This is a genomic window from Micromonospora sp. HM134, assembly GCF_007833915.1.
Classification (GTDB): domain Bacteria; phylum Actinomycetota; class Actinomycetes; order Mycobacteriales; family Micromonosporaceae; genus Micromonospora; species Micromonospora wenchangensis.
The window spans coordinates 6,815,665-6,840,216 of sequence record NZ_CP041061.1; the positions used below are offsets into that span (position 1 = coordinate 6,815,665).

Consider the following 24,552-nt stretch of genomic DNA (forward strand, 5'->3'; position numbering starts at 1 on the left):
CGCGGGGTCCGTCCCGCCGGCCGGGGACGCTGGCGCCGTCGCGGCGTCGGCGGCGCTGCCCGGGGCGGGGGCGGTGCCCGCCTCGGTGCGGGCGACCGATTCGAGGACGGCCTCGGTCGGGGTGCCCTCCGGGGTGACCGGGCCGGTGGCCGCCGGGGTGATCCCGGCTGCCGCCCCGGTCGGCACGGCCGGCGCGGACGGGCCGCCCGCCGGGGCCGGGGTGGCCGGCCGGTCCGCCACGGCGGCGGTCCGGTCCGTGACGACCGGCTGATCCGTGGCGGCGGCCCCGTCGGTGACGGCCGCCGTGACGGTCTCGTCGGTGACGGCGGTCCGGTCGGTGACGGCGGTCCCGCCGGTGACGGTCCGGCCCGTAGCGGACGGGTCCGGTGCGGTGGCGGTGGCCGGTGCGCCGGTGGCCCCGGCCGTGGCCACCGGCTCGTCCTCGGCGGACGGGTTGGCGGCGGCTTCGGCCTCGGCCAGGCGGGCGTTCTCCCGGCGGAAGGTCTCGTAGATCTGGCTGAGGGACTGTTTCTGGGCCATCGTGAGGTCGGGGTCGACCGCGATGGCGGCGAGCACGCCCTGGCCCTCCTTGTCGTCGAGCAGCCCGGCCCGCAGGTACATCGCCGGGGTGGAGACCCGCAACGCGCTGGCCAGCTGCTGGAGCACCTCGGCGCTGGGCTTGCGCAGGCCCCGCTCGATCTGGCTGAGGTAGGGGTTGCTCACCCCCGCCTGCTCGGCGAGTTGGCGGAGCGAGATCTTGGCGTTCCGCCGCAGGTCACGGATGAATCCGCCGACGTCGGGTAGATCCTTGGGTGCGGCCATACCCCAACCGTAGTCCGCGCTGCTAGCTCCAGCAAGCGAAACGCTAGCCAGAGTTAGCGAGGTAACAAAACCGCGTTGCGGGACCGGATGTCCGGTCCGTACCTTGCACGGCGTGACCACGAACATCGCCGTCAACGGCACCACCCTGGGGTACGACGAAGCGGGCAGCGGCAGCCCGGTGCTCCTGCTGCACGCCGGGATCGCCGACCGACGGATGTGGCACGGCGTACGGGACGCCCTCGCCGACCGGCACCGGGTGATCTGCCTGGACCTACGCGGCTACGGGGATTCCGCGCTGCCCCCCGAGTCCTTCGCCCACCACGACGACGTACGGGCGGTGCTGGACGCGCTCGGCATCGAACAGGCCGCCCTGGCCGGGTGCTCGTTCGGCGGGGCGGTGGCGATCGACACCGCGCTGGCGTACCCGCAACGGGTGTCGGCGCTGGCGCTGTTCGGCACCGCCGTGTCCGGGCACGAGTGGTCGGAGCAGACCGAGGAGCTGTGGGACACCCTGGTCGGCGAGGTCGACGAGGAGGATCTCGCGGCGAACGCGGCAGGTGAGGTGCGGTTCTGGGTGGTCGGCCCGTACCGCCGCCCGGAGGACCTGGACCCGGCGTTCATCGCCGCCGCCGAGGAGTCGGACCGCCGTGCCCTCGCCGCCGAGCAGGCGCTGAGCGCGGTGGACGTCGTCGAACTCGACCCACCCGCCATCGGCCGGCTCGGCGAGCTGCGGATGCCGGTGCTGGTCACCGCCGGTGCCGTCGACATCCCGGACATCATCGGACTGGCCGACCGGATCGCCGCCGAGGCCCCGGACGCCCACCGCCTCCCCGACGTGCCCGACGCGGCCCACCTGGTCCCGCTGGAACGCCCGACCCCGGTCGCCGACGCCCTCCGCGCCTTCCTGCCCTGACCACGCGGCCGGCCCGCCCCGCCCGCACGCCACCGGGAAGGCGCCGGGCAGGGGCCGGGGGCGTCACCAGACGGGGCGGACCGCGCCGACGGGGAGGCCCCCACCCAGCAGGGGAAGTTCGGCGTACTCGGTCAGGACGGGGGCCTGCACGCCGAGCCGGCGCAGCCCGGAGACCAGCACCGGCATCCGGGCCCGGGTAGCCCCGTCGTCGATCTTGAGGGCGACCGCGCCGACGCCGGGCAGCGCGGCGGCGATCACGCCTTCCGCGCCGATCTTCGCCAGCATCCCCGGCACGCCCCGCATCAGCCGGGTGTCGTCCGCCCCGGTGCCGCCGACCAGTTCCGGGTACGCCCGCATCGCGTCCGCGACGGTGCGCTCCGGGGAGCCGGGCTCGGCGGCCACCAGCCGCAGGAACGCCCGCGCCAGCCCGGTCAGCGAAACCGCCAGCACCGGCGCGCCGCAGCCGTCCACCCCGACCGCCGCAGCCGGCCCACCGGTGCACTCCTCGACGGTGGCGGTCAGCCGCCGCTGCAACGGGTGCTCCGGCCGCCAGTACCCGTCCAGCGGCCAGTCGGCGGCCAGGCAGGTCAGCAGCATCCCGGCGTGTTTGCCGGAGCAGTTCATCGCCAGCCGGCTCGGACCGCCGCCGGCCCGGAGCACGGCCTCCCGGGCGGCCTCGCCGAACGGCAGGTCGGGCGGGCAGTGCAGGGCCTCCGGGTCCAGTCCGGCGGAGCGCAGCAGCGCCGCCACCCGGGCCAGGTGGAACTCCTCACCGGCGTGGCTCGCCGAGACGAGCGCGACGTCGGCCGGGTCGGTCGTCGCCAGTCCGGCCCGGAGCATGCCGAGCGTCTGCAACGGCTTGCTGGCCGACCGGGGGAAGATCGGTGAGGTGCCGTCCCCGGCACCGGCCACCGGGCCGCCGGCGGCGTCGAGCACCACCACCGAACCCCGGTGCACACCCTCCACGAACCCCGACCGGACCACCTCGGCGAGCGGCTCGCCACCCTCGTACGTCTTGGTCACCCTGGGAAGGTACCGACGGGGGCCGGCACGGCCGGCACCCGGGTGACCTGCGACGTCAGCCGCGCGGGTAGGGAGCGCCGGGCCGGGTGTGGCTTACCGACGGGCAGGCCGACTCCGACCGGTCGCCGGCACGCCACCACACGCCGGGCCGGCGCGCAGGCCACCAGCCGGCGGGCAGGCCACACGGCCGGCGGGCAGGCGGCGGGCTACCGGCCGAGCAGGCGACGGGCCTCGGTGGTGGTCAGCGGCGGGCGCTGGGCGAGCTGCGCGAACCCGACCGCGCGGGCGACGAGCTGCATGTTGGACTCCACCGGGCGGCCCTTGGCGTACGTCACGGTGTCCTCCATGCCGACCCGCAGGTGACCGCCGGTGGAGAGCGAAGCCAGCATCACCGCAATGGTGCTGCGCCCGATGCCGGTGGCCGAGAAGGTGGTGCCCGCCGGCAGGTCACGCAGCATCTGCTGGGCGGCGACCAGGGTGGCCGTGGTGCCCGGCATCCCGCCCGGCACGCCCATCACGAAGTCGACGTGCACGTGCCCGCCGTGCGGCAGGCCGTACCGGTCGAGCAGGCGGGGCAGGGCGGCGAGCTGGCCGAGGTCGAAGATCTCGTACTCGGGGAGGATGCCGCGCTCCTGCATCCGGGTGTGCAGGTCGACGATGAACTCCCACCGGTTGAGGAAGACGTCGTCGCCAAAGTTGACCGTGCCCATGGTGCAGGAGGCCATGTCCGGGGCGGCGTCCAGCACGGCCAGCCGGTCGGCCTCCGGGTCGGTCACCGCGCCGCCGGAGGAGAGCTGCACGATCAGGTCGGTGCCCTCGCGCAGCGCCGCCACCGTCTCCCGCAGCCGCCCCTGGTCGAGGGTGGGACGGGCCGCGTCGTCCCGGATGTGGACGTGGATCACGGAAGCGCCGAGCGCCTCGCACTCCTTGGCGGTGAGCAGCAACTCGTCGAGGGTCACCGGCAGCGCCGGCACCTCCGCCTTGGCCGACTCCGCGCCGGTCGGGGCAACCGTGATCAACGTCCCTGTCGTCATGCCGGCGATGGTAACCGTCCCGACCGCCCGAGGTCGATGGCGCAGCCGAGGCAGGGCAGGAAGAACCGCACGCTCGAAGAGGAATACGCGAAGAAATTCCCGTCCCTATAGCGGTGGATGGGCATCCTTACCGTCGGGCGGGTCGGCTACCCCGGGTCGACGGCGGCGGCGGCGTCGCCCACCGACAGCCGGGCGTCGTCGGCGAGGTTGCGCTTCACCACGGCCAGCGCGACCTGACCCAGCTCGTAGTGGTGCACGGCGGTGCCGACGAAGCCGACCGTCCGGCCGTCCAGGGTGACCGGGGTGCCCGCCGCCGGAAGCTGGTCGGTGGTCACCCCGTCCAGGTGCAGCAGGACGAGCCGACGAGGCGGCTTGCCCAGGTTGTGCACCCGGGCGACCGTCTCCTGCCCCCGGTAGCAGCCCTTGTCCAGGTGCACCGCCGGGGCGATCAGGCCCACCTCGGCGGGGATCGTCCGGTGGTCGGTGTCCACCCCGACCCGGGGCAGTCGGGCGGCCACCCGCACCGCCTCGTACGCCCACAGCCCGGCCGCCGGCACCCCGCCGGCACGCAACTCGGCGACGACCCCGTCCAGGGCGGGCCGGGGCACCAGCAGGTCCACCCCGAGCGGGACCCGGCGGGCCCACCCGCCACCGGTCAGCGGCTGCACGTCGTACCGGATGGTGGGGCGGAGGGGCAGCTCGCCGGAGCGGAACTTCGGACCCGGCACCGTGAGCACCTCGGGTGCGGCCAGGCCGGTCACGCCGAGCGTGGCGACGGCGTCGGTGGCCTGCGGCCCGACCAGCGACAGCAGCGCGTGGTCAGCGGTGGCGTCGCGCGGCTCGACCTGGCTGAAGAACCGCATCTTCTCCAGGTACGTCAGCAGGCCGGCCGTCATCCCCGGCTCGGTGTCCAGCCAGGTGGTCTCGCCGTCCTCGGTGACCATGGCGTGCTGCTCGACGTGCCCGTGCGGGCTGAGCACCAGCAGTTCGGTGCCCTGCCACGGGCCGAGCGCGGCGAGGTGCTGGCTGGTCAGGGTGTGCAGCCAGCCGATCCGCTCCGGGCCGGAGACGGCGACGACCCCCCGGTGCGAGCGGTCCACCAGGCCGACCCCGGTGGCCAGGGTGCGCTGCTCGCGCAGCGGGTCGCCGTAGTGCGCGGCGACGCCCCGTACCCCGGCCGCCCGGTGCTCGGCGTCCGGCTGGTCCCGGCTGGCCTCGTCGATCGCCTCGACGGCGACCGCCCCCCCGATGTTGATCATGTCGGTTCCCCGTCCTCGCAGTTGTCGCAGACGCCGAAGAGCGCCACGTGCCCGATGTCCACCCGGAAGCCCCGCTCGGTGGCGAGCTGGTCGGCCAGCGGGCGCATCAGCTCCGGGTCGATCTCGTCGACCGCGCCGCACTCGCGGCAGACCAGGTGGATGTGCTGGTGCTCACCCGCCGCGTGGTAGGTCGGCGAACCGTGCGACAGGTGGGTGTGGGTCACCAGGCCGAGCCGTTCCAGCAGCTCCAGCGTCCGGTAGATGGTGGTGATGTTGACCCCGGCGGCCACCTCCCGGACCGCGGTGTGCACCTGCTCCGGTGTGGCGTGCCCCAGGTCGAGCACGGCTTGGAGGACCAGTTGCCGCTGCGCCGTCAGCCGCAACCCACGGGAGCGGAGCATTTCCGCCAGCGAGGATTCGGACACCGTCCGATCATAGTTCGGCCGCCGGCCCGCGCCCGGCCGCGTCGGGCCGCCGCTAGGCTCGGCGGTCGTGGTGGCATCGAGGATCGCCGTGCTCGGCCGGGGTGTCGTCCCCGCGACGGAGCCGGTGCTGCGCGGGAACGACCTGGGCGTGCTGCGCGGCGACGGGCTGTTCGAGACCATGCACCTGCGCGACGGACGCCCCTGGCTGCGGACCGCCCACCTGGCCCGGCTGCGCGTCGGCGCCGCCGCCCTGGAACTCCCGCTGCCGCCCGACGCGGTCCTGGTGGATCTGCTGGACGCCCTCGTCGACGGCTGGCCCGCCGGGGTCGAGGGCGCATTGCGCCTGGTCTGCACCCGGGGGCCGGAGGGCGGCGGGCTGCCCACCGTCTACGCCACCCTGGCCGAGGTGCCGGCCGCCGCGAAACGGCTGCGCCACGCCGGGGTCACCGTCGCCACCCTGCCCCTCGGGGTGCCGGCCACAACCCGCCCCGGACTGTCCTGGCTGCCCACGGGCATCAAATCCATCTCGTACGCGACCAGCAGCGCCGCCCGCCGCTGGGCCGACCGGACCGGCGTGGACGACGTGCTCTGGGTCTCGACCGACGGCTACGTGCTGGAGGCCCCGGGCGCGAACGTCGTCTGGCTGGACGGCGACACCCTGTGCACCGTCCCGGCCGCCCGTACCGGCATCCTGCCCGGCACCACCTGCGGCTGGCTGCTCGACCACGCCACCGAGCTGGGCCTGACCCCGGCCGAACGGATGGTCACCCCGGCCGGGCTGCACGCCGCCGCCGGAGTCTGGCTGACCTCGTCGGTACGCGGCCTGGTCGAGGTCAGGACCCTCGACGCCACGCCCCGCCCGGCCTCCCCGCACACGCCCCGCCTTCGGGGGCTGTTGGGGTTTTCGTGAGTGGGGCTGTGGGGCCGATGTTGCGGTATCTCCGCTCACGGACACCGCGACATCGGCCCACCTGAGTCGATCAACTCCCGGCCGGCGGGTCAGCCGGCCACCCGGATCAGCCGGGCGGACAGGTGCGGGGAGAGACTGTGGCCCATGCCCGCCATCTCCTGCGCGTAGAGCAGCGCCCCCTCCACGATGCCGAAGAGCCGGGCACCCGCCGTCACCTCCTTGGCGGTGGCCGTACGCACCACCGCGTCGGTGGCGAACTCGATCTGCGTACCGGTACGCCGGCCGATGTGCAGCTCCATGATCCCCGTCGGGGTGGTCATCAGGGCCTCCAACTCGTCGGTGACCCGCTCACCGTCCAGCACCGGACGCCACCAGCCCACCTCACGCCCGGCCGGACGGACCGGACGGCTCTCCTCGTCGAGCAGCCAGGCCCGGGACTCGTAGAACAGGAACGGCCGGCCGTCGTGGCTGATCCGGATCTCCTGGGCGTAGTCGAAGTCCTCGATGGTGGGGAAACCGCCCCGCCCCCGCCCGCGCCACACCCCGACGTACGGCAACAGCCCATCCAGCGACGGGTGCAGCTTCGGGCCGACCCGCAGGTCGTGGCTCTCCTGGTACGGGTACTCCTCGACCGGCGGCGCGTTCAACCACGGCGGCTGAAGGGGATTCTCGCTCACCGGATCTCCTTCGTTCGCGACTGCGGGGCTCGCAAACCCGGCTCACTCCTCGCGCTCACCGGCCCACCCTCGTTCGCGACTGCGGGGCTCGCAAACCCGGCTCACTCCTCGCGCTCACCATTTACCTCTCGACAGGCGTACGGCCAGGTAGACCAGGCCACCGGCGAGCGCGCCCAGGGCTGCGACCAGCAGGCTGACGAACCCGATCTCGGTAACCATCATGGTCATCCTATGCTGGGCCCCATGGGCCGCACTCTCGTCGTCAAGGCCACCGCCGGAGCGGACGCCCCGGAGCGGTGCGCGCAGGCGTTCACGGTGGCCGCCACGGCCGCCGCCGCCGGGGTGACCGTGTCGCTCTGGCTGACCGGTGAGTCCACCTGGTTCGCCGTGCCCGGTCGGGCCGGGCAGTTCACCCTGCCGCACTCGGCGCCGCTGACCGACCTGCTGGACGTCATCCTCGCCACCGGCCAGGTCACCGCCTGCACGCAGTGTGCCGCCCGCCGGGACATCGGCCCGGACGACGTGCTGCCCGGCGTCCGGATCGCCGGCGCGGCCGTCTTCGTCGAGGAGGCGATGGCCGAGGGCGCGCAGGCGCTCGTCTACTGACCCGGCCGCCCACTACCGACCCCACCGGGCGGTGCCGATAATGCCCCTGTCTGTAGGCATTTTGCCTACCATGCGGAGGTGAGTCGGGCGACGGAGGAGTTCTTCGCGGCAGTGCCGGCACGTGCCCCGGCGGTGCTGCGTGCCCCCGTCACCGGGACACTCCAGATCGACCTGGTCACCGACGACCACACCGACCACTGGCTGGTGCGGATCAGCCCCGGCCGGGCGGTGGTGGAACGGGCCAGCGGCCCGGCGGACGCGGTCTGGAGCAGCAGCGCGGACCTCTTCGAACGGCTGGTCACCGGGCGCGCCCAGGGCGTCTCGGCGGTGCTGCGCAACGAGTCCACGTTCAGCGGCAACGTGATGCTGTTCCTGGTCTTCCGGCAGTTCTTCCCCGCCCCGCCCGGGGTACGCGACCCCCGGGAGACCGCGCGTGAGCAGACCGGGCGGGCGTGATGCAGCAGCGGGTCAGCATCCTCGACGGCAACACGTTCCTGGTCTGCGACGGGCGCGGGGACGTCGAACCGTCGTTCGACTTCCCGACCGGGTTGTTCTCGTTCGACACCCGGTTCCTGTCCACCTGGCTGCTCACCCTCGACGGCGAGCGGCTGCACGCCCTCTCGGTCGACGACGCGCACTCCTACCAGACCCGGTTCTTCCTCGTCCCGGGCGAGCCGACGCACTACCTCGACGCGAAGGTGTCGATGATCCGCACCCGGTCGATCGGTGGCAACTTCACCGAGGAACTCACCGTGCTCAACCACTCCGGCCGGGAGATGCGCTTCGACCTGCGGCTGGAGATGGGCTCCGACTTCGCCGACCTCTTCGAGATCAAACACCAGCGGCCGAAGAAGGGCCGCACCACCGCCGTCGCCGGGGACAACGCGCTGCGGCTGACCTACCGACGCGAGGCGTTCCACCGCGAGGCGACGATCACCAGCAGCGCCGACGCCCGCGTCGACCAGGCCGGGATGACCTGGTCGATCACCGTCGCGCCGCACTCCGAGTGGAGCACCCGGCTGACCGTGACGCCGATCATCCACGGCGCGCGGGGCGAGGACGTCCGGGCGATCACCGCGCTCGGGGCGGTACGCGGACCGTCGGTCATCCGCGACGAGCAGGAGGAGCTGGTCGGCCGGGCACCGCAGCTCGGCTGCGACTGCGAGCCGCTCGCCGGGGCGTACCGGCAGAGCCTGCACGACCTGGCCGCCCTCCGGTACGAGTCGATCACGCTGGGCGTACGGCTGCTCGCGGCCGGTCTGCCCTGGTTCATGACCCTGTTCGGGCGGGACAGCATGCTCACCTCGTTGCAGGTGCTGCCGTTCCTGCCGGAGCTGGTGCCGCCGACGATCCTGATGCTGGCCGGGCTCCAGGGCTACCGGCTCGACGACTTCCGCGACGAGGAACCCGGCAAGATCCTGCACGAGCTGCGGTACGGCGAGACCGCCGGCTTCGAGGAACAACCGCACTCCCCCTACTACGGTGCCGCCGACTCGACCCCGCTCTTCATCATCCTGCTCGACGAGTACGAGCGGTGGACCGGGGACGCGGCGCTGGTCAAACGGCTGGAGTTCGCCGCCCGCGCCGCGCTGCACTGGATCGACAGCTACGGCGACCTGCTCGGCACCGGGTACGTCTGGTACCGCAGCCGCAACCCGGAGACCGGCCTGGAGAACCAGTGCTGGAAGGACTCCTGGGACGCCATCTCCTACGCCGACGGCCGGCTGCCCGGCTTCCCCCGGGCCACCTGCGAGATCCAGGGGTACGCCTACGACGCCAAGCGGCGCGGCGCCCGGATGGCCCGGCTGTTCTGGAACGACCCCGAGTACGCCGACCGGCTGGAACGGGAGGCGGCGGCGCTCAAGGAACGCTTCAACCGGGACTTCTGGATTCCGGAGAAGGAGTACTTCGCCGTCGCCCTGGACCCGGACGGCCGGCACGTCGACTCGCTCACCTCCAACATCGGCCACCTGCTGTGGAGCGGCATCGTCGACGAACCCCGGGCGGCCCGGATCGCCGAACACCTGCTCGGCCCCCGGCTCTACTCCGGCTGGGGGGTACGCACCCTGGCCACCGGCGAGGGCCGCTACAACCCGATCGGCTACCACGTCGGCACGGTGTGGCCGTTCGACAACGCGTTCATCGCCTGGGGCCTGAGCCGGTACGGCTTCCGGGAGGAGGCCGGGCGGATCTGCGAGGCGATGCTGGACGCCTCCCGGTTCTTCGGCGGCCGGCTACCGGAGGCGTTCGCCGGCTACGAACGCACCCTCACCGACTACCCGGTGCAGTATCCGACGGCGTGCAGCCCGCAGGCCTGGTCGGCGGGCACCCCGCTGCTGCTGTTGCGGGTGATCCTCGGTCTGGAACCGCAGGGCGAGCACCTGATCATCGATCCGCTGGTGCCGGAGGGGATGGGCCGGGTCGAACTGCTGGACATCCCGGGCCGATGGGGTCGGGTCGACGCCCTCGGCCGCAGCCGTACCCCCCGCGACCACGGACCCCGCCACTGACCGGGCGGGCGGGTCAGCCGGGGCAGCCGGTGGAGGCGGCGACCCGTACCTGCGCGCCGGTGCCGTCGGCCAGCACGGTGGCCGGGCCGCTGCGGTAGGCGTACACCTCGGGGAGGTCGGCCACCGGGGAGCCGGCGGCCAGCGGACGCAGCCCGGTCAGCGCGACCGGCGCGTCGCCGGCCGAGACGGCGACGGTACGCGCGGTGCCGCCGCCCGGGCACGGTGCGGTGACCTGTTCCGGGGCGGAGCGCGCCGGGCGGCCCAGCGCCCGCAGCGCGGCGTCCAGCGTCGGATCGGCGGGGGCCGCCGACGGCTGCGGATAGCCGGCGCCGACCGGGCGGCACCCGGTGTCGGCGGTGAACCGGACCCGGCCACCGCTGGTCACCCGGCCCTGCACGGCGACGAACTCCCCGGCGTCGGCGCGCAGCCGGGGACCCGACGCGCCGGCCCGCACCCCGGCCCGCCAGTCGGCCGGCAGCCGGTCGGCGACCCGGTCCAGCAGGGCCCGCTCGCCACCCTCGGCGACCAGCACGTCCAGCCCCCGGCTCAGGGTCGCGCCGTCGGCCATCGGGGTGATCCGGCAGCCGCGCTCGACCCGCGGGCCGGTCAGCGCCCAGGCGCCGTCGCCGACCGCCGCGACCAGTTCACCGAGCGCCCGGTCGACCACCGGGCCGGCCTCGGCGAGGGTGCGCTGTTCCTTGACGGTCGGCGGGTCGTGCCGGGCCGACCACCAGGTGAGCCCGCCCACCACCACCGCCCAGGCCACCGTCACGGCCAGCAGCCAGGCCAGCCGGCGGCGCGGCGCGGACGGACCGGTCGGTGGGGCGTACCCCTGCTGGACGGCACCGTTCACCGGGCCATCGTGTCACGCCCCCGCCGCCGGCCCACCCGCCGGTGGTCCGGCGTCAGGCGCGCGGTACGGCGAGCCGGTAGCCGACGCCGCGTACGGTCTGCACCTGCGGGCCGCCGGGCACCTCGCGCAGCTTGCGGCGCAACCGCTTGACCGCCGAGTGCAGGATGGCCGCGTCGCCCAGCCAGGCGCCGCCCCAGACCGAGCCGAAGATCCGTTCGTAGCTCCAGACCGCCCCCGGGTCGCCGGCCAGCCGGGCCAGCAGTTCCCGTTCCAGCCGGGTCAGCGCCAGCGGCTCCCCCTGCCAGGTGACCAGGTGGCGGGCCGGGTCGACGACGAGGTAGCCGCAGCGCACCGGGAGCTGCTCCGGCGGGGACGCGGGAGCCGGCACCGGCGGGGTGGGGAAGAGCATGGCGCGCAGCTCGGCCAGGTCGGCGCAGATCACCACCGGGCCGAGGTCGTCGAGCCGGCGGACCACCCGCTCCCGGACCGAGACGTCAGCGCTGACACAGACCACGAAAGGGATGTCGACACCGGTCACCCGTCCTCCCCAGGACCACACCCGCCGCCCGCTGCCGGCGGCCCCGTCTGCCCACGACGGGGGCCGGCGCGGCCTGCCGTCAGCCTAGCGGTCAGCGTGGCGCCCGGTTACTGACCGAATACTGACCAACCCTATCCATTGATCAGCTTGGTTCTCCGGCTGAGCATGATGCACAGCGGCCGTGGGGGGGCCACGCAGCACCCACCACCGGCCACCTCCTCAGCCGCTGCGCGTGGCCGCGACCCCGGCACACGCGGCCGGGCCCGAACCGATCGGGCCCGACGACGTGGGGAGGAACAGCGTGCTCAGACGACCGACCGGACGACCGTCCCGGTGGCGATTGGTGGCCGCGCTCGCGGCCGGACTCCTGGGCCTCACCGCCCAGCCCGCACTACCCGCCGGGGCCGCGCCGGCCGCGCCCCGGGCCACCGTGGACCGGCAGGTCCTCGACGGGCTCGCCGACGGCACCGAGACCTTCCTGGTCTACCTGCGCGAACAGGCCCCGCTCGCGCAGGCGGCCCGGCTGCGCAGCCCGGACGCCCGCGCCGACGAGGTACACCGGCTGCTCACCACCACCGCCGAACGGACCCAGCGTGACCTGCGGGCCGTGCTCGACGACCGCAAGGCCACCTACACCGCCTACTGGATCGCCAACGCGCTGCGGGTGACCGGGGACCGGGCGCTGCTGGACACCATCGCCGCCCGGCCCGAGGTCGAGCGGATCGCACCGACCCGCAGCTACCCGCTGATCCGTCCGGTGCGCGGCACCGCCGCCCGCGCCGGCACCGACGCCGTCGAGTGGGGGCTGACCAACATCGGCGCGCCCCGGGTCTGGGACGAGTTCGGCGACCGGGGTGAGGGGCTGGTCGTCGCCAACATCGACAGCGGCGTGCAGTTCGACCACCCCGCGCTCGTCGGCTCCTACCGGGGCAACCTCGGTGGCGGCACGTTCGACCACAACTACGACTGGTACGACCCGGCCGGCATCTGCCCGCAGGACGCGCCCTGCGACAACAACGACCACGGCACGCACACCATGGGCACCATGGTCGGCACCGACGGCTCCGCCAACCAGGTGGGGGTCGCCCCCGGCGCGAAGTGGATCGCCGCCAAGGGCTGCGAGTCCAACAACTGCTCGGACGCCTCGCTGCTGGCCGCCGGCCAGTGGGTGCTCGCCCCGACCGACCTCAACGGGCAGAACCCCCGCCCCGACCTGCGCCCCGACATCGTCAACAACTCCTGGGGCGGTGACGGCGGCGACCCGTGGTACCAGCAGACCGTGGCCGCCTGGCGGGCCGCCGGGATGTTCCCGGTCTTCTCCGCCGGCAACGACGGCCCGGCCTGCGGCAGCGCCGGCTCCCCCGGCGACAACCCCAACGCGTACGCGGTCGGCTCGTACGACGTGAACAACGCCATCTCCAGCTTCTCCGGGCGGGGGAACGCCACCGACCCGGCCGGGTTGAAGCCGAACATCGCCGCACCGGGGAGCAACGTGCGTTCCAGTGTCCCCGGCAACGGGTACGCGTCGTTCAGCGGCACCTCGATGGCCGCCCCGCACGTGGCCGGCACGGTCGCCCTGATCTGGTCGGCCGCGCCCAGCCTGCGCGGGGACATCGCCGGCACCGAGGCGCTGCTCGACCGCACCGCGACCGACGTCGACGCGACCACCTGCGGGGGCACCGCCGCCGACAACAACGTCTTCGGTGAGGGTCGGCTCAACGCGTACGAGGCGGTCCGGCAGGCCCCGCGCGGGCCGGTGGGCCAGGTCAGCGGCCGGGTCACCGACGCGGCCGGCGGCGACCCGGTGGCGGGTGCCACCGTCGCCACGGGCGCGCGCAGCGTCACCACCGGCACCGACGGCAGGTACTCGCTGACCGTCCCGGCCGGCGAGACCACGCTGACCGTGTCCGCGTACGGCTTCCGCACCGCGACGGGCACCGTGACCGTCCCGGAGGACGGCACGGTCACCCGGGACTTCGCCCTGACGGCCACCCCGACGGTCACCGTCTCCGGCCGGGTCACCGACGGCTCCGGGCACGGCTGGCCGCTGTACGCCAAGATCGAGGTCGCCGGCCGTCCCGGCGCGCCCGTCTTCACCGACCCGGTGACCGGCCGGTACTCGTTCACCGTGGCCGGCAACACCGACTACAAGCTCACCGTCACCGCGAAGTACCCGGGCTACCGGACGGTGACGAAGGACCTGACCGTCGGCGCGACGGGCACCACGGCCGACATCCCGGTCCCCGTCGAGGCGGCCTGTGTCGCCGCCGGCTACACCGGCAGCCTCAGCGCGCCGCTGCTGTCGCAGAGCTTCGACGGCACCACCGCGCCGGAGGGCTGGACGGTGCGCAACCGCACCGACAAGGGCGGCTGGGTCTTCAACGACCCGGGCGCGCGGGGCAACCTGACCGGCGGCACCGGCGGGTTCGCGATCATCGACAGCGACAAGCTCGGCACCGGCAACACCCAGGACACCGACCTGGTCGCCCCGCCGGTCGACCTGTCCGCCTCGGCCGCGCCGCTGCTGCGGTTCCGCAGTGACTGGCGGGCCGTCGGGATCAGCGACACCGCCGACGTGGACGTCTCCACCGACGCCGGGGCGAGCTGGACGAACGTCTGGCACCAGACCGCCAGCCGGCGCGGCCCCCGGGTCGAGGAGGTGCCGCTGACCCCGGCGGCCGGCGCGGCCGGCGCGCTGGTGCGCTTCCGGTTCAAGGGCACCTTCGCCTGGTGGTGGCAGGTGGACGACGTCCAGCTGGTGAACCGGGACTGCACCCCCGTCCCGGGTGGCCTGGTGGTCGGTAACACCACCGACCGCAACACCGGCGCCGCCGTCAACGGGGTGACGGTGACCAGCGTCGACCGGCCCACCGACACGGCCGTCTCGGCGGCCACCCCGGACGACCCGAACCTGCCGGACGGCTTCTACCACCTCTTCTCGGGGCTGACCGGCACCCACCCGTTCACCGCCTCCCGGCCGCCGTACACGGCGGTCACCCAGCAGGTGACCGTGGTGGCCGACAGCACCCGCCGGGCCGACCTGGCCCTGACCGCGGGGCGGCTCACCGTCAGCACCACCACGATCGAGGCCCACCAGCCGTACGGCAGCACCCGCACCGCCAAGGTCACGGTCCGCAACACGGGCTCCGCCCCGGCGACCGTGGAGCTGCTGGAACGCGGTGGCGGGTTCGAGGTGCTGTCCACCGCCGGCGCGCCGCTGCGGGAGCAGGTGGTCAAGGGGATCAGCACCGGGCGTACCGGTGCCCGTTACGGCGGCGGGTCCGTCGACGCCGCGCCGCAGGCCGACGACGCCTGGGCCCGGATCACCAACCTGCCCGCCGCGATCTACGACAACGCGGCGGCCAACCTGGACGGCAAGGTCTACTCGGTCGGCGGCGGTGGCGACACCGGCAACGAGCGCAAGGCCTGGGTGTTCGAGCCGGCCACCGGCGTCTGGACGGCGCTGCCCGACCTGCCGCACGCCCGCTCCAAGCCGTCCGCCGTGGGGATCGGCGGCAAGCTGTACGTGATCGGCGGTTGGGGCGACGGCGAGGGTCCGGAGCCGTCGGTGGACGTCTTCGACCCGGCCACCGGCGCGTGGAGCACCCTGGCCGGGGCGGTCAACCCGGCACCCGCCGCCGCGGCCGGCACCGCCGTGGCCGGTGGCAAGGTGTACCTGGTCGGCGGCTGCGTCGACAGCACCTGCACGGAGACCGACAAGCTGGTGGTGTTCGACCCGCGTACCGGGACGTTCCGCACCGGCGCGGCCTACCCGCACCCGGTCTCCTGGGTGTCCTGCGGCGGGATCGGCAGCCAGGTGTACTGCGCGGGCGGGGTCGCCGCCGACGAGTACACCGACACCTGGCGGTACGAGCCGGCGTCGGACACCTGGAGCCCGCTGCCGAACCTCCCGGTCGACCTGTGGGGCTCCCAGTACGCGTCGGCCGGCGGCATGCTGGTGCTGGCCGGCGGGGTGACGGGCGGCTCGACGTCGGTCACCAACCGGACGCTCGGCTTCGACCCGGTCGCCGGGGCCTGGAAGAACCTGCCGAACGCCCAGTTCAACAGGTACCGGGGTGCCGCCGCCTGCGGGGCGTACAAGATCGGCGGGTCGCCCAGCTCGTTCGTCGGCTCGGCCGACAGCGAACGGCTCGGCGGGCTGGAGGGCTGCGCGGACGCCAGTGACCTGCCGTGGCTGTCCACCGCACCGACCAGCTTCACGCTCGCCCCGGGGGCGTCCCAGACGGTCACCGTCACGCTGACCGCCACGGCGGCGGCCGGGGTGCTCCAGCCCGGGGCGTACTCGGGTGAGCTGGGGATCACCTCGGACACGCCGTACCCGGTGTCGGCGGTCGGCGTCGAGATGAACGTCTCGCCGCCGAACAACTGGGGCAAGATCCAGGGCACGGTGACCGGGGTGACCTGCGGCGGCCAGACCGTCGGCGTCCCGGCGACGATCCGGCTGAACCTGGTCAACTCGACCACCGGCGTCACGCTCACCGCCGACGCCCAGGGTCGCTACGCCTGGTGGCTGCCGAAGGGCAAGTACGAGGCCATCGTGGCCAAGGACGGTTGGGTGCCCCAGGTCCAGCGCACCGTCGTGGAAGCGGGCATCGTCGGGACGCTCAACTTCGGGCTGACCCCGACGTCGACCTGCGCGGGCGTCCGGGCATCCGGCCTCTGACCGGCTGACCGGCCCCACCCGGTGGCCGCCGACCCCGCCCGGGGTCGGCGGCCACCGCCATCTCCCGGCCGCCTCGCCCCGCGTCCGCCCCGCCCCGTGGGGCGGCGTCCGTCGTGATCCAGCGCTGTTGGGCCGTTGTAGCGGTATCAGTGCGTACTGATACCGCTACATCGCTGACTACGTGTTGACGGTGGTGCCCCGACGAGCTTCGGTCGCCGGGGACCGACCTCTCCGTCGGCTCGGGGGAGCCACACCATGTTCTGGACCGGGGAGAGCGTCCCCCATCGGGATCAGTAGGGCAGCAGAGCAGCAGGACAGCGGTGCACAGGCGGCGGCACGTGAGCAACGTCGGCGCAGCCCCGAAAACGCCCTCAGGTTCAGATCAGGGCTTGCGCAACCAGGTCGCCGGATCGGTGATGTAGATGCCCTTGCCCTGGTGACGGCTGATCACCCCGAGCGCCTCCAGCCGCACGTTGACCAGGTTGATCGTCGACGGACTGACGTTGAACCGGCTGCACTGCTCGCTGATCGAGGGCAGCTTGTCCCCCGGCTTGTACTTACCCGACCTGACGTCGGCGACGATCTCGTCGGAGATCCGGATGTAGTCCGGGGTCGCAGGCATGGCACTCCTCGCGTGGCACCCGCGATTCGATCACGCTCTCATCACGGCATGCAACTACGCACTGCAACCGGTCGTTGACTCTTTCAAGTTCCTCAAATAAGTTGGTCGGCGAGCGCTCCTCGCGTGGCAACGAGCAGGGCTCTCCCCCCGGCCGGGGCGGGTGCGGTGGAAGGGAAACCGCCCGCCCCGGCCACCTTCCACGGCAGCACGGTCCCCCGCTGCCCCCTGCGGAGAGGTGGTCCCATCGTGTGCAGGTTCCTCCGGCTGTTCCGCCGGAACCGTTCGACGACAACCGACCGACCCCCGACCAACCAGGTCCCGACCAGCCATGCCGCGAGCAGCCGGACCGGCAGCCGTCCCGTCAGGCGGTCCGGACCGCCGGGGCGGCCGAATACCGGGCACCACCACAGGCCGGCGGCATACCACCACCAACCGGCGAACCACCACCGACCGGTGGCGTACCGGCTGCTGTGCACGAGTCAGGTGCGGCAGCAGCGGTTCCGGCGGTCCCGGCACGGGCTGGACCCGGCCGAGGTGGACGGGTTCCTGCACCGGATCGCCGACGAGTTGGCGGTGCTGCACGCCGAGCTGGCCCGTACCCGGGAGGAGAACGCACGGATCAAGGGTGCGCTGCGCGACTGGCAGTCCCGGTTCGCGCCCCGGGTGGTGCGGGCGTGACCGCCGCGACCGGGCGCGAGCGGTACGTCGTACACCTGACTGTCGCCGCCGACGACCTGCCGGCGGCGCGGCTGCTGGCCCGCGCGATCGGCCGGTCGCTGGCGTTCCTGCCGGAGCTGGTGCTCGGTGAGACGACCGTCTCCGAGGAGGGCGGGTCGGAACCGCAGCATCACGTCTTCTGCGACCGGCGGCTCGGTGGGCGTCGCCGCTGCGTCCGGCGGGTCGGTCACCAGGGCGGCTGCACCTCGTGACGCCGCCGGAGGGGGGCGACGGCGCGGGGCCGGTCACCCCGGGTGGGGTGACCGGCCCCGGGCCGATCGAGAGCGTGGGTCAGGCCACCGTGACGGAGACCTCGTTGACGCCCCGGTTGGCGGTCACGGCGGTGTCGCCGTTGCCGTGCCGGGACAGCGCCCGCAGGGTCCAGTTGCCCGGCGCGGCGAAGAACCGGAACTGACCGGCCGGGGAGGTGACGACCTCGGCGGTGAACTCACCCGTCGAGTCGAGCAGCCGGACGTACGCGCCGGGCACGACATCGCCCGACTCGGCCAGCACCTGGCCGGTGATGACGGTTTCCTTCTCCAGGTCCAGGCTGGCCGGCAGGGGCGCGGACTGGTCCGGTGCGGCGCAGCCGGCGGCGGTGGGAGCAGTCATGGCTCAGGCCTCCCCGGGCTCGTCGCCGAGGGCCACCGGCACGCCGACCAGCGAGCCGTACTCGGTCCAGGAACCGTCGTAGTTCTTGACGTTGGTGTGGCCGAGCAGCTCCTGGAGGACGAACCAGGTGTGCGAGGAGCGCTCGCCGATCCGGCAGTAGGCGATGGTCTCCTTGCCGTCGTCCAGCCCGGCGTCGGCGTAGATCTTGCGCAGCTCGTCGTCGGACTTGAAGGTGCCGTCCTCGTTGGCCGCCTTGGACCACGGCACGCTGATCGCGGTGGGGATGTGCCCGGCCCGCTGCGCCTGCTCCTGCGGCAGGTGGGCGGGGGCCAGCAGCCGGCCGGCGAACTCGTCGGGGCTGCGCACGTCGACCAGGTTCTTGGTGCCGATCGCGTCGACGACCTCGTCGCGGAAGGCCCGGATCGAGGTGTCCGGCTCGCTCGCGACGTACTGGGTGGCCGGACGGGTGACCGCGTCGGTGACCAGCGGGCGGGCGTCCAGCTCCCACTTCTTGCGACCGCCGTCGAGCAGCTTGACGTCGCGGTGGCCGTAGAGCTTGAAGTACCAGTACGCGTACGCGGCGAACCAGTTGTTGTTGCCGCCGTAGAGGACCACGACGTCGTCGTTGCCGATGCCCCGCTCGGAGAGCAGCGCCTCGAACTGGGCCTTGTTGACGAAGTCCCGGCGGATCGGGTCCTGGAGGTCGGTCTTCCAGTCGAGCTTGATGGCACCGGCGATGTGGCCGGTGTCGTAGGCCGAGGTGTCCTCGTCGACCTCGACGAAGACGACGCCCGGGGCGTCGAGGTTCTTCTCGGCCCATTCGGCCGAAACGAGTGCGGTGTCGCGACTCATCAGATCACTCCCTGGTGAGGATGGGTGGTGAGCCAGCGCGGGTGGTGGAGATCGGTGATGTCGCACCCTGCGCGGGACCCATAGAGGAACGGATCACGGGTTCGTGCGACGGCGCCGCTGCCGGGCGTTTCGGAGGGTTGGCACCCGAAGGTCAGGGACCCTGGGTGCGGTGGCCGCTGGGCGGCCGGAGACAGCCCCGCCGTCAGATGACGGAGCGACACAGGCAGGTGGCCACGCGGCACAGGTCGACCGCGCGCCGTTTGGTGAGGTGCGTCCCCATGGGCTCGGAGCCTACCAGCCGTCCCGGAGAGTGCCAGCTCACGACCAGCATGCGGGACGCGGGCCCACCAGGCGGGCAGCGCCGGGTGGGTGCCGCGTCCAGAACTGAGCGCTGACTCAGCTCGGCGAGTTGATCGGGACGTCCTTCGCGTCGGCGGTCACCGTGAGCCCCTCCGGGCGCGGCTCGACCTTGCGCACGTTGAGCTGGAACGGCAGCGACGGCAGGGGCACGTCCACCGAGATGCCCCGGGCGTAGTTGTTCAGCAGGGTCCGGGCCAGCGGCACCGCCGGCAGCCCCTGGGCGTTCAGGTCGCTGAACTTCAGCGACACCTTGCCGTCGTCGGCCACGGTGACGTCGGCGGTGCCGGTGACGGTGAGCTTCTGGCCGAGGATGTCGACAGGCGCGGTGACGGCGAGCTTGCCGTTCTGCTCACCGAGCTTGAGCCCCGGCCGGTCCAGCAGCTTGGCCAGGCTGTCGTAGGTGACCGTGCCGGTGCCGGCCACCGTCTCGGCCACCACCTCGCCCTGCCCGGAGCGGATGGTGTCCAGCGGGGCGCGCACGTTACGGGCGTCCACGTCGAGCCGGGGCAGGCTGACCGCGTTGCCCTCCACCGACCCCTGCACGTCGGTCAGCACGATGGAGATCCGCTCGTACCGGCCGTCGACGACCTGGGTGAGGAACGGGAACCCGCCCACGTCGACCTGGGGCGGCGCGGAGCTGGCGTCCTGCTCGGTGATCGCCTGCTGCACCTGGTCGGCGATGGCGCGTTCGGCCAGCCCGGCCGCCACCCGGTCGGCCACCACCAGCAACCCGCCCAGGATCAGCACCAGGACGACAAGTACGACGAGCCACCTGCGCCCGCGCCGCCGGGGCCGCTCCTCGTACGTCTGCGCCACGCCCGTCTCCGTCCGTCGTCGCCGTCGCGGTCGCGCGACGTGCCCGTCATCGATGCCGCCGCCCGCGGCGCACCGCTACTACCCGGGCGCCGCCGCGCCCAACCGCGCCGCGCGCCCCACCGCCGTCAGCCGGCGTCAGAGAAAGAGCACACACATGGCGTACGCCGCCGGAGCGGCCAGCGCGAACCCGCCCAGCGGACCCTGCATGTGCCGGGCGATCCACATGGTGGGCGGCTCGCCGGCCATCAACCGGCCCGCCTCGGCGTAGCCGACGGCGAGGTCGGCCAGCACGGCGGTGGCCGCGGTGACCAGCCCGATGACCGCGGCGCTGGTCGGGGTGAAGCCGACCAGGTAGCTGCCGAGCAGGGCGCTGGTGAGGGTGCCGATCATCGCGCCGACGACCACCCCGGCGGCCCCCCGGGGCACCTGCGGCGCGAGCCGGGGCCAGGCGAGCACGGCGTCGGTGAGCCGGGCCACGGTGAGGGCGACGCCGGTGGCGGCCAGGCAGACGGTGATCGCCTGGGTGCCGGCGGGAATCCGGCTGAGCGTGATCAGGGTGGCGAACGCCACCACGCCGACCACGATGAGCAGGGTGGTGCCGAGCGAGTCGGTCACCCGGACCCGGTCCACCCGGCGGACGAGCTGGCCCAGCACCCCGACCAGGAACCCGCCCAGCGCCACGTACCCGAGCGGGGCCAGCCCGGCCACGTCGGTCTGCACGGCGGCGACGTCGGCCGCGGCGGCGACCACGCCGCTGGTCAGCGCGACCAGCAGCAGCGCGGGCGGGCGCATGGCCATCGTCCAGGCCAGCACGAAGAGCAGTTGCACGCCGAACACGATGATCGCGAACGGCAGCCGGTGCCCGGGGCCGGCGGTCTGCGCGCCGAGCACCAGGCCGACGCCGAGCAGCGCGGCGAACCCGGCGACGGTCAGCGAGAGCGGGCGGCGTACCTCGACCGGCTCGATCGGCTCCTCGTCCGGCTCGACCTCGTCGTCCTCGGTGCGGCGCGGCTGGCCGCCCTTGCGGAACCGGCGTGGGCCGCGCTCGCGTCGGCTCCCGGCGTCGTCGTCGGGGCGGGGCGGGGGCCGGGCGCGGGCCCTCCGGCCGGGCCGGCGGGCCCGTCGGGGGCGTCGTCGGCCCACGGGTCACGGCCGGTCTCGGGCGAGGTGGAGGGAAACACGCCCCGATCGTGCCAGACCGACGGGGATCGGCGGGGATCACGGGGCGCCGGACGGGGATCACGGTTTCGGCGACGTTAAAACCTGACCGGTGATCACGGGCAGATCCGACAAACAGGAAAGGACGCCGGGGTGACAGCGGAGCAATCGGTTACGCTCAGGCTGTTACCCGCCCGTCAGCGACGCCGGGACCCACGCAAGTTCTCAGCGCCCTGCCCACCCGCGGGGCAGCTGGTCGCGTGCGGCCGAAGGGCCGCCGGGACGGAGGTGATCGTGTGGAGCTCCTGCTGCTGGTGACCGCGCGCGCAGGTGAGCCCTCGGCGGTGCTGCCGGCACTCGACCTGTTGCCGCATTCGGTCCGTACCGCACCGCGTGACGTCCGCACCCTAGTTTCCGGGCCCAGCCCGGACGCGGTGCTGGTCGACGCCCGGTCGGAGTTGAGCGAGGCCCGTGCCACCTGTCGCATGCTGCACGCCACCGGCCTGGGCGTGCCGCTGGTCGCGGTGGTGACCGAGGCCGGACTGATCGCCCTGAACGCCGACTGGGGCGTCGACGACGTGATCCTGGCCGGGGCGGGTCCGGCCGAGGTGGAGGCCCGGCTGCGGCTCGCGGTGGGCCGACTGAGCAACGCCACGTCCGGGGCCGGTGGGTCGATCCGGGCCGGCGAGCTGAACATCGACCCGGACACCTACGCGGCGAAGCTGAAGGGCCGGCCGCTCGACCTCACCTACAAGGAGTTCGAGCTGCTCAAGTTCCTCGCCCAGCACCCGGGCCGGGTGTTCACCCGGGACCAGTTGCTGCGCGAGGTCTGGGGCTACGACTACTTCGGCGGCACCCGTACGGTGGACGTGCACGTCCGGCGGCTGCGGGCCAAGCTCGGCTCGGAGTACGAGTCGATGATCGGCACGGTCCGCCAGGTGGGCTACAAGTTCGTGGTCCCGCCGTCGTCCCGGTCGCTGCCCGAGTCCGAGCCCGCACCGCTGCCGGTCTGATCGGGGGCGGTGGCACCGCACCCCGATAGGACTATTTCCGATACGCCCCTTTTGCTCCTGTTGTCGGTTCTATTCTTGGTGCCGTAATCAGCAGGGGCGAGAGGGGCTACGGTGCGTGCACTGACCACGGGGGCGACGCGAGGGCCGTCCCGCGATCCGGACCGGCGGTGGCGCTGATGCGTACCCGGTCGACCGGCGGGACCATCGGCGTCGTCACGCTGGTGCTGGCCGCCCTGCTCGGGTCCGCGTACGCGCTCGGCCGCAGCATGACCCCCGACCCGCCCCGCCAGCCCCTCGGCGCGGCGGCGCAGGTCGACGGCGCCCAGTACGGCGAGCAACCCGCCGACCCGGCCGCCCCGCCCGCCACCACGGACGGCACCCGCCCCGACGCGTCCACCCCGGCCGACACTCCCACCGCCGGGGCCGACCCGGACGCGCCGCAGCCCGCCAGCGGCGGTGACGGCCCGTTCGGCAGTCACGCCAGCACCGGCACCGGCGAGGTCGCGCTGACCTTCGACGACGGCCCCGACCCGACGTACACGCCGCAGGTGCTGGAGGTGCTGCGAACGTACGGCGTCAAGGCGACGTTCTGCGTGGTCGGCGAGAACGCCCAGGACCACCCGGACCTGATCCGGGCGATCGTGGCCGACGGGCACACCCTGTGCAACCACTCGTGGCACCACGACGTGCTGCTCGGCAAACGCTCCCCCGCCCTGATCCGGGCCGACCTGGTCCGGACCAACGACGCCATCCACGCCGCCGTGCCGGACGCCCCGGTCAGCTACTTCCGGCAGCCCGGCGGGGCCTGGACGTACCCCGTGGTGTCGGTCGCCGAGGGGCTGGGGATGACCCCGCTGCACTGGACCGTCGATCCCAACGACTGGCAGGTCCCCGGGGCCGCGAAGATCACCGCGACGGTCTCCGGGGACACCGGGCCGGGCGCGATCGTGCTCATGCACGACGCCGGTGGCGACCGGCAGGGCACGGTGGACGCGCTGCGTCGGCTGCTGCCCGACCTGACCGGCCGGTTCCGGCTGGAGGCGCTACCGCCCGGCGGGGCCAACTGAACCGGCGACGCCGACTACCGTGTCGGGATGAGCAGCGTCGAACCGACCGTCGACCGGGTGGCCCGCACCGACCGCCTCACCCCGGACGAGGTGACCGAGGTGCTGGCCCTGGCCCGGCTCGGCGGCGACGCCGACGGGGCCGACCCGTTCGACGAGCACACCCTGCTGCGGCTGCGTGACCCGCACGCGGCGGCCGGGCACCTGACCGCCCGCGCCCCCGACGGCACCCTGACCGGGTACGCCCACCTGGACACCACCGAGCCGGCGTCCGGGGTCGGGGTGGAGTTGGTGGTGCACCCGGCCTTCCGGCGGCGGGGCACCGGGCGGGCGCTGGTCCGGGGCGTCCTCGCGGCGGCGTCCGGCCCGCTGCGGGCCTGGGCGCACGGCGACCACCCGTCCGCCGCCGCGCTCGCCGTGGATCTCGGCTTCACCCGGGCCCGGGTGCTCTGGCAGTTGCGCCGGCCGCTGACCGGTGCGGTGCCACCGCCCCGTCTGCCGGACGGGGTGACGCTGCGTTCCTTCCGCCCCGGCGCGGACGACGACGCCTGGCTCGCGCTCAACGCCCGCGCCTTCGCCACGCACCCCGAGCAGGGCCGGTGGACCACCGACGACCTGCGGGCCCGGCTGGCCGAGCCGTGGTTCGACCCGGACGGTTTCCTGCTCGCCGTCGACGCCACCGGGCGGCTGCTCGGCTTCCACTGGACCAAGGTGCACGAGCGGCCCGGCTCGGCCCGTACCGGTGAGGTCTACGTGGTGGGGGTGGACCCGGACGCCCACGGCGGCGGCCTGGGCCGGGCGCTCACCACGGCCGGTCTGGCCTACCTGCGGGACCGGCGCGGGCTGGACCGGGTGATGCTCTACGTCGACGAGTCGAACACCGCCGCCGTCTCGCTCTACGAACGGCTCGGGTTCGCCCGCTGGTGCGGGCACGTCAACTACCACCTGGGCTGACGCTGCCCCGTTCACGCCACCCCCGGCCGGTGACCGGCCGGGGCCATGATCGGCGTGTCTCCGCGCGGTAACGGCAGGGCCACGCGCGGATAACGGCTGCCCGGATATATCGCATCAATGCGGATACCGG

At 73.8% G+C, this 24,552-nt stretch carries 24 protein-coding genes and 2 pseudogenes; 11 read left to right on the forward strand and 15 right to left on the reverse strand.

Annotated features, from left to right (window positions below; all coding sequences use genetic code 11):
• Positions 1 to 114 precede the first annotated feature (114 nt).
• Positions 115 to 822 (reverse strand): annotated as a pseudogene (locus FJK98_RS34895) (helix-turn-helix domain-containing protein); the annotation flags it as partial.
• A gap of 112 nt (positions 823 to 934) precedes the next feature.
• Here FJK98_RS34895 and FJK98_RS29665 point away from each other — a divergent pair.
• The gene (locus tag FJK98_RS29665) at positions 935 to 1,735 is read left to right on the forward strand and encodes an alpha/beta fold hydrolase (protein ID WP_240762423.1); all 801 of its coding nucleotides are present in this window, start codon (positions 935 to 937) and stop codon (positions 1,733 to 1,735) included.
• 63 nt (positions 1,736 to 1,798) lie between these two features.
• On the opposite strand, the gene FJK98_RS29670 is transcribed toward FJK98_RS29665, so the two are convergent.
• The 4 genes from FJK98_RS29670 to FJK98_RS29685 form a co-directional block, all read right to left on the reverse strand.
• Complete coding sequence (locus FJK98_RS29670) at positions 1,799 to 2,758, reverse strand: asparaginase (protein WP_145921862.1); 960 nt, start codon at positions 2,756 to 2,758, stop codon at positions 1,799 to 1,801.
• 206 nt (positions 2,759 to 2,964) lie between these two features.
• The gene (locus tag FJK98_RS29675) at positions 2,965 to 3,792 is read right to left on the reverse strand and encodes a 3-keto-5-aminohexanoate cleavage protein (protein ID WP_145921863.1); all 828 of its coding nucleotides are present in this window, start codon (positions 3,790 to 3,792) and stop codon (positions 2,965 to 2,967) included.
• Between the two features lie 146 nt (positions 3,793 to 3,938).
• Positions 3,939 to 5,051, reverse strand: a complete 1,113-nt coding sequence (locus FJK98_RS29680; RefSeq protein ID WP_145921864.1) for a folate-binding protein YgfZ — start codon at positions 5,049 to 5,051, stop codon at positions 3,939 to 3,941.
• On the reverse strand, positions 5,048 to 5,452 hold the full coding sequence (locus FJK98_RS29685) for a Fur family transcriptional regulator (RefSeq protein WP_145923066.1): 405 nt from the start codon (positions 5,450 to 5,452) through the stop codon (positions 5,048 to 5,050). Before FJK98_RS29685 ends, FJK98_RS29680 begins: the two co-directional genes overlap by 4 nt.
• 91 nt (positions 5,453 to 5,543) lie before the next feature.
• On the opposite strand from FJK98_RS29685, the gene FJK98_RS29690 reads away from it, so the two are divergent.
• Positions 5,544 to 6,386: an aminotransferase class IV gene (locus FJK98_RS29690; protein WP_145921865.1), complete on the forward strand. Its 843-nt coding sequence runs from the start codon at positions 5,544 to 5,546 to the stop codon at positions 6,384 to 6,386.
• 89 nt (positions 6,387 to 6,475) lie between these two features.
• On the opposite strand, the gene FJK98_RS29695 is transcribed toward FJK98_RS29690, so the two are convergent.
• The gene (locus FJK98_RS29695) at positions 6,476 to 7,063 is read right to left on the reverse strand and encodes an FABP family protein (RefSeq protein WP_145921866.1); all 588 of its coding nucleotides are present in this window, start codon (positions 7,061 to 7,063) and stop codon (positions 6,476 to 6,478) included.
• Between the two features lie 114 nt (positions 7,064 to 7,177).
• The gene (mtfM, locus tag FJK98_RS34735) at positions 7,178 to 7,282 is read right to left on the reverse strand and encodes a small membrane protein MtfM (RefSeq protein WP_305070102.1); all 105 of its coding nucleotides are present in this window, start codon (positions 7,280 to 7,282) and stop codon (positions 7,178 to 7,180) included.
• A gap of 12 nt (positions 7,283 to 7,294) precedes the next feature.
• On the opposite strand from mtfM, the gene FJK98_RS29700 reads away from it, so the two are divergent.
• The 3 genes from FJK98_RS29700 to FJK98_RS29710 all read left to right on the forward strand — a co-directional run bounded on the left by FJK98_RS29700 (position 7,295) and on the right by FJK98_RS29710 (position 10,179).
• Complete coding sequence (locus FJK98_RS29700) at positions 7,295 to 7,669, forward strand: DsrE family protein (protein ID WP_145921867.1); 375 nt, start codon at positions 7,295 to 7,297, stop codon at positions 7,667 to 7,669.
• A 78-nt stretch (positions 7,670 to 7,747) separates the two neighbouring features.
• Positions 7,748 to 8,125: an SCP2 sterol-binding domain-containing protein gene (locus FJK98_RS29705; RefSeq protein WP_145921868.1), complete on the forward strand. Its 378-nt coding sequence runs from the start codon at positions 7,748 to 7,750 to the stop codon at positions 8,123 to 8,125.
• Complete coding sequence (locus FJK98_RS29710; protein ID WP_145923067.1) at positions 8,125 to 10,179, forward strand: glycogen debranching N-terminal domain-containing protein; 2,055 nt, start codon at positions 8,125 to 8,127, stop codon at positions 10,177 to 10,179. Before FJK98_RS29705 ends, FJK98_RS29710 begins: the two co-directional genes overlap by 1 nt.
• A gap of 13 nt (positions 10,180 to 10,192) precedes the next feature.
• Here the strand turns inward: FJK98_RS29710 and FJK98_RS29715 are convergent, their stop codons facing one another.
• Complete coding sequence (locus FJK98_RS29715) at positions 10,193 to 10,969, reverse strand: hypothetical protein (protein ID WP_145923068.1); 777 nt, start codon at positions 10,967 to 10,969, stop codon at positions 10,193 to 10,195.
• A gap of 115 nt (positions 10,970 to 11,084) precedes the next feature.
• Positions 11,085 to 11,570 carry a winged helix-turn-helix domain-containing protein gene (locus FJK98_RS29720; protein ID WP_240762425.1) on the reverse strand — a complete coding sequence of 162 codons (486 nt, stop codon included), beginning with the start codon at positions 11,568 to 11,570 and terminating at the stop codon, positions 11,085 to 11,087.
• A gap of 301 nt (positions 11,571 to 11,871) precedes the next feature.
• On the opposite strand from FJK98_RS29720, the gene FJK98_RS29725 reads away from it, so the two are divergent.
• Positions 11,872 to 16,254 carry a S8 family serine peptidase gene (locus FJK98_RS29725; protein ID WP_370516938.1) on the forward strand — a complete coding sequence of 1,461 codons (4,383 nt, stop codon included), beginning with the start codon at positions 11,872 to 11,874 and terminating at the stop codon, positions 16,252 to 16,254.
• A gap of 382 nt (positions 16,255 to 16,636) precedes the next feature.
• Here FJK98_RS29725 and FJK98_RS29730 read toward each other — a convergent pair whose 3' ends face one another.
• The gene (locus FJK98_RS29730; protein ID WP_088643161.1) at positions 16,637 to 16,876 is read right to left on the reverse strand and encodes a winged helix-turn-helix domain-containing protein; all 240 of its coding nucleotides are present in this window, start codon (positions 16,874 to 16,876) and stop codon (positions 16,637 to 16,639) included.
• 453 nt (positions 16,877 to 17,329) lie between these two features.
• On the opposite strand from FJK98_RS29730, the gene FJK98_RS34430 reads away from it, so the two are divergent.
• Positions 17,330 to 17,554: a DivIVA domain-containing protein gene (locus tag FJK98_RS34430; RefSeq protein WP_370516939.1), complete on the forward strand. Its 225-nt coding sequence runs from the start codon at positions 17,330 to 17,332 to the stop codon at positions 17,552 to 17,554.
• Positions 17,551 to 17,805: a hypothetical protein gene (locus tag FJK98_RS29740; RefSeq protein ID WP_145921870.1), complete on the forward strand. Its 255-nt coding sequence runs from the start codon at positions 17,551 to 17,553 to the stop codon at positions 17,803 to 17,805. Before FJK98_RS34430 ends, FJK98_RS29740 begins: the two co-directional genes overlap by 4 nt.
• A 79-nt stretch (positions 17,806 to 17,884) precedes the next feature.
• Here the strand turns inward: FJK98_RS29740 and FJK98_RS29745 are convergent, their stop codons facing one another.
• From FJK98_RS29745 to FJK98_RS34740, 5 genes and pseudogenes are all read right to left on the reverse strand, one after another.
• Positions 17,885 to 18,205 (reverse strand): DUF1416 domain-containing protein, encoded by a 321-nt coding sequence (locus tag FJK98_RS29745; protein ID WP_145921871.1) that lies wholly within the window; start codon positions 18,203 to 18,205, stop codon positions 17,885 to 17,887.
• 3 nt (positions 18,206 to 18,208) lie between these two features.
• Entirely contained in the window at positions 18,209 to 19,057 is an 849-nt protein-coding gene (locus FJK98_RS29750) for a sulfurtransferase (RefSeq protein ID WP_145921872.1), read from the reverse strand.
• 202 nt (positions 19,058 to 19,259) lie between these two features.
• Complete coding sequence (locus FJK98_RS34900) at positions 19,260 to 19,388, reverse strand: Ms5788A family Cys-rich leader peptide (RefSeq protein WP_342747087.1); 129 nt, start codon at positions 19,386 to 19,388, stop codon at positions 19,260 to 19,262.
• 65 nt (positions 19,389 to 19,453) lie between these two features.
• Positions 19,454 to 20,233 (reverse strand): DUF2993 domain-containing protein, encoded by a 780-nt coding sequence (locus FJK98_RS29755; RefSeq protein ID WP_145921873.1) that lies wholly within the window; start codon positions 20,231 to 20,233, stop codon positions 19,454 to 19,456.
• Positions 20,234 to 20,368: 135 nt separating this feature from the next.
• Positions 20,369 to 21,414 (reverse strand): annotated as a pseudogene (locus tag FJK98_RS34740) (hypothetical protein).
• Between the two features lie 273 nt (positions 21,415 to 21,687).
• On the opposite strand from FJK98_RS34740, the gene FJK98_RS29765 reads away from it, so the two are divergent.
• The 3 genes from FJK98_RS29765 to mshD all read left to right on the forward strand — a co-directional run bounded on the left by FJK98_RS29765 (position 21,688) and on the right by mshD (position 24,422).
• Complete coding sequence (locus FJK98_RS29765; protein WP_088643167.1) at positions 21,688 to 22,404, forward strand: response regulator transcription factor; 717 nt, start codon at positions 21,688 to 21,690, stop codon at positions 22,402 to 22,404.
• Between the two features lie 176 nt (positions 22,405 to 22,580).
• Positions 22,581 to 23,471 carry a polysaccharide deacetylase family protein gene (locus FJK98_RS29770; RefSeq protein WP_145921874.1) on the forward strand — a complete coding sequence of 297 codons (891 nt, stop codon included), beginning with the start codon at positions 22,581 to 22,583 and terminating at the stop codon, positions 23,469 to 23,471.
• 27 nt (positions 23,472 to 23,498) lie between these two features.
• Positions 23,499 to 24,422: a mycothiol synthase gene (mshD, locus tag FJK98_RS29775; RefSeq protein WP_145921875.1), complete on the forward strand. Its 924-nt coding sequence runs from the start codon at positions 23,499 to 23,501 to the stop codon at positions 24,420 to 24,422.
• The last annotated feature ends 130 nt before the right edge of the window (positions 24,423 to 24,552 follow it).